General features: G+C 66.9%; 3 protein-coding genes. All 3 read left to right on the forward strand.

All coding sequences use genetic code 11. The features are described from left to right. Positions 1-1,332 (forward strand): glycine dehydrogenase (locus AB4Y79_RS21545; RefSeq protein ID WP_441866225.1); only part of this gene is annotated, 1,332 nt, incomplete at its 5' end. A 1-nt stretch (position 1,333) separates the two neighbouring features. Continuing rightward, positions 1,334-2,482 (forward strand): glycine cleavage system aminomethyltransferase GcvT, encoded by a 1,149-nt coding sequence (gene gcvT / locus AB4Y79_RS21550; protein WP_441866227.1) that lies wholly within the window; start codon positions 1,334-1,336, stop codon positions 2,480-2,482. A gap of 429 nt (positions 2,483-2,911) precedes the next feature. Beyond that, on the forward strand, positions 2,912-3,987 hold a 1,076-nt coding region (locus tag AB4Y79_RS21555; RefSeq protein WP_441866229.1), incomplete at its 3' end, for an L-serine ammonia-lyase.

Here is a 3,987-nt window from a genome sequence, read left to right on the forward strand (position 1 = left end):
TGGCCGGAGTTCGCCTCGATCCACCCGTTCGCCCCGGACTCCCAGACCGCAGGTTGGCGCGAGCTGATTTCCGGCCTCGAAGCCGACCTCGCCGAGATTACCGGCTATGACCAGGTGTCCATCCAGCCCAACGCGGGTTCCCAGGGCGAACTCGCCGGGCTTTTGGCGATCCGCGGCTACCACCACTCCCGTGGAGAGCAGCAGCGCAACGTCTGCCTCATTCCCGCCTCGGCGCACGGCACGAACGCCGCCTCCGCCGTCCTGGCCGGGATGAAAGTCGTGGTCGTGGCCACCGCGTCTGACGGCACGATCGACCATGCTGACCTGACGGCCAAGATCGAGACCCACAAGGACGTCCTGTCCTGCATCATGATCACCTACCCCTCAACGCACGGGGTCTTTGACGGGGACGTGCGTGAGGTCTGCGATGCGGTCCACGCCGCCGGCGGCCAGGTGTACATCGACGGTGCGAACCTGAACGCACTGGTGGGGCTTGCGCAGCCGGGCCAGTTCGGCGGGGACGTGTCCCACCTGAACCTGCACAAGACCTTCTGCATCCCGCACGGCGGCGGCGGACCCGGCGTCGGCCCGGTTGCAGCGAAGGCGCACCTGGCACCGTTTATGCCGGGCGATGCGAACAAGGCCGCGCACGAGGCAGGACACGGTGTCGCCATTTCGGCGTCCCGCTTCGGGTCCGCCGGAGTGCTTCCGATTTCGTGGGCGTACGTGAAGCTGATGGGCGGCGAGGGCCTGACCGAGGCCACGAAGTCTGCGCTGCTGGCAGCCAACTATGTCGCGTCCCGACTGGACGAGTACTTCCCGGTCCTGTACACGGGTGAAGGCGGGCTGGTGGCGCACGAGTGCATCCTGGACCTGCGCGAACTGACCGCCAGGACCGGGGTCACGGCCGAGGACGTGGCCAAGCGGCTGATCGACTTCGGCTTCCACGCCCCCACGCTGTCCTTCCCCGTCGCGGGCACGTTGATGGTGGAGCCCACGGAGTCCGAGGACCTTGCCGAGATCGACCGCTTCATCGAGGCGATGATCACCATCCGCAAGGAAATCGACCAGGTGGCCAACGGCGACTTCGCCGTGACCGACTCACCCCTGCGGCGCGCACCCCACACCGCGGCCGCCGTCGTCTCCTCCGACTGGAACCGTCCCTACCCGCGCGAGCAGGCTGCCTTCCCGGCCCACCACAAGCAGGACAAGTACTTCCCGCCCGTGGGACGCATCGACGGCGCAGCAGGGGACCGGAACCTGGTCTGCTCCTGCCCGCCGCTTGAAGACTTCGAGGCTTCGACAAGCTCAACCACCGGATTGGAAGGCTGACATGTCTGAGAACTACACCGCCCTCTATGACCAGCACAAGAAAGCCGGGGCCTCCTTCACGGACTTTGGCGGCTGGCAGATGCCGCTCAAGTACAGCTCCGAACTGGCCGAACACCACGCCGTCCGCAACGCCGCCGGCCTGTTCGACCTCTCCCACATGGGCGAAGTCTGGGTCACCGGCCCGGACGCCGCCGCCTTCCTGGACTACGCCTTGGTGGGCAAGATCTCCGCCATGGCCGTGGGCAAAGCCAAGTACTCGCTGATCTGCAACGACGACGGCGGTATCATCGACGACCTCATCACCTACCGCCGCCCGGCAGCGCAGGACGGTACCGACGTCTTCCTGGTGGTCCCCAACGCAGGAAACGCAGCCACCGTCGCGGCAGCATTGCAGGAACGTGCCGCCCGGTTCGACGTGGAGGTGGAGGACGCTTCAGCCCGCACATCACTGATCGCCGTCCAGGGTCCGGCAGCGGAGTCAATCCTGCTGCGACTGGTGCCGGCAGCACAGCATTCCCTCGTGACAGGGCTGAAGTACTACGCCGCAGTCGAGGTTCCCTTCCTGGTGGGCGGGGCGGGCCTGGACCTGCTGCTGGCCCGCACCGGGTACACCGGCGAGGACGGTTTTGAGATCTTCGTGGACAACGGGGACGCCGCCGGCCTCTGGCAGGCGCTGATCGCCATTGCCGACGAGGGCCAGCTCACCCCCGCAGGGCTCGCCTCCCGCGACTCCCTCCGCCTCGAAGCGGGGATGCCGCTGTACGGCAACGAACTCTCGCTGGAAGGCGACCCGTTCGCGGCCGGCCTGGGCGCCGTCGTCGCACTGTCCAAAGAAGGCGACTTCGTCGGCAAAGCCGCGCTGGCAGCCAAGAAGGACGCCGGTGCAGGCACCTCCTCAGGCCGCCGCCTCGTGGGGCTCAAGGGCCAAGGCCGCCGCGCCGGCCGGGCACACTACGCGGTCCTGAAAGACGGCTCAACCGTCGGAGAAGTCACCTCCGGCCAGCCCTCACCCACCCTCGGCTACCCGATCGCCATGGCTTATGTCGACGTCGAATTCGCCGCCCCCGGCACCGCGCTCGACGTCGACCTACGCGGCAAAACAGAACCGTTCGAAGTCGTCGATCTCCCGTTCTACCGCCGCGCCAAGTAGTCCAGCGTGCTGCCCCGTGGCTGGGTTCGGGACCGGCGGACCGGACATTTTCACGCGTGCCCTGGGCCCACGCCGTCAGGGTTCCCTGGCCGAGCTTGCGAGGTTAGGGAGACGGTGGGGAGCACGCTTTCGAAAAGTCCGGCTCCGCCGGCCCCTCGTGCGAACGTTGCGGTCATGTGCGGACGTGGTCAGGCCGTACCGGAAGTGGGTGGACGCGACTACGTGCGTGTGTTGTTTTTCTTCCGCCCATCCCGGGTCGCGGGTTGATTTGCTGCTTGCACTGTCGCTTTGGTGACGGAGCTCTGGGTGGGTGGGGGATTCCGGAAGCGTGCGTCAGAGGCGAGGAACGAGCCAGCACGCGGAGGAATTCCGCAGCCGCCCACCCAAGCCAGCCCCGCGCATCACTACGGATATCAGTAAGGAATTGTCATGGCAGTCGGAGTTTTTGATCTGTTTTCGATCGGGATTGGCCCCTCTAGTTCTCATACTGTGGGGCCGATGCGGGCTGCTGCTGTGTTTGCGGAGGAGTTGAGGGCTTCGGGTGTGCTGGCTGGGGTGGCGGGGTTGCGGGTGGATTTGTATGGGTCGTTGGCGGCGACGGGGCATGGGCATGGGACGATGACCGCGATCTTGTTGGGGTTGGAGGGGTTTCATCCGGAGTTGATCCTGCCCGTGGAGGTGGAGGAGCGGCTGGCCGCGATCGCGGAGACGGGGACCTTGAACCTCGCCGGCGCCGTCCCGCTGCCCTATGGGGTGGCGGATATGGTGTTGCGGCCGTTGACGGTGTTGCCGCGGCACACGAACGGGATGACGTTCACCGTCACGGACGCCGCGGGTGCGGTGGTGCATGCGGCGACGTTTTTCTCGGTCGGTGGCGGGTTCATTGTCCGGGAGGGTGAGGAGGACGCGGCGCAGCAGGAACTGGAGGAGTCCAAGAAGGAGCTCCCGTTGCCGTTCCGGACCGCCGCGGAACTCCTGGAACATTGCGCGGTGACCGGGCTGGGTATCGCGGACGTGATGCTCGTGAATGAAAAAACCTCACGCACGGAGGAGGAGATCCGGGCCGGTTTGCTGCACATCTGGTCCGTGATGGAAGCCTGTGTGGCGGCCTCGCTGACGCGCGAGGGGGTGTTGCCGGGCGGGTTGAAGGTCCGCCGCCGCGCCCCGGACTGGTTCGAGCGGTTGAAGAAGGAAACCGCCGACGGCAGGGATGCGGACCAGGACGCGGCGTGGGATGCGGGCCCGTACGACCCCAGGTATTGGCAGGAGTGGGTTAACTTGGTGGCGTTGGCGGTGAACGAGGAGAACGCCTCCGGCGGCCGGGTGGTCACCGCCCCGACGAACGGGGCGGCCGGGATCATCCCGGCGGTGTTGTTCTACGCCCTGCACTTCGCCCCCGGCATGGACAACGCCACCGCCGCGGACCGGGACGACGTCGTCGTGAAGTTCCTGCTCGCCGCGGCCGCGGTCGGGGTGCTCTACAAGGAACAGGCCTCGATCTCCGG

The organism is Pseudarthrobacter sp. YAF2 (assembly GCF_052113345.1).
Lineage (GTDB): Bacteria > Actinomycetota > Actinomycetes > Actinomycetales > Micrococcaceae > Arthrobacter.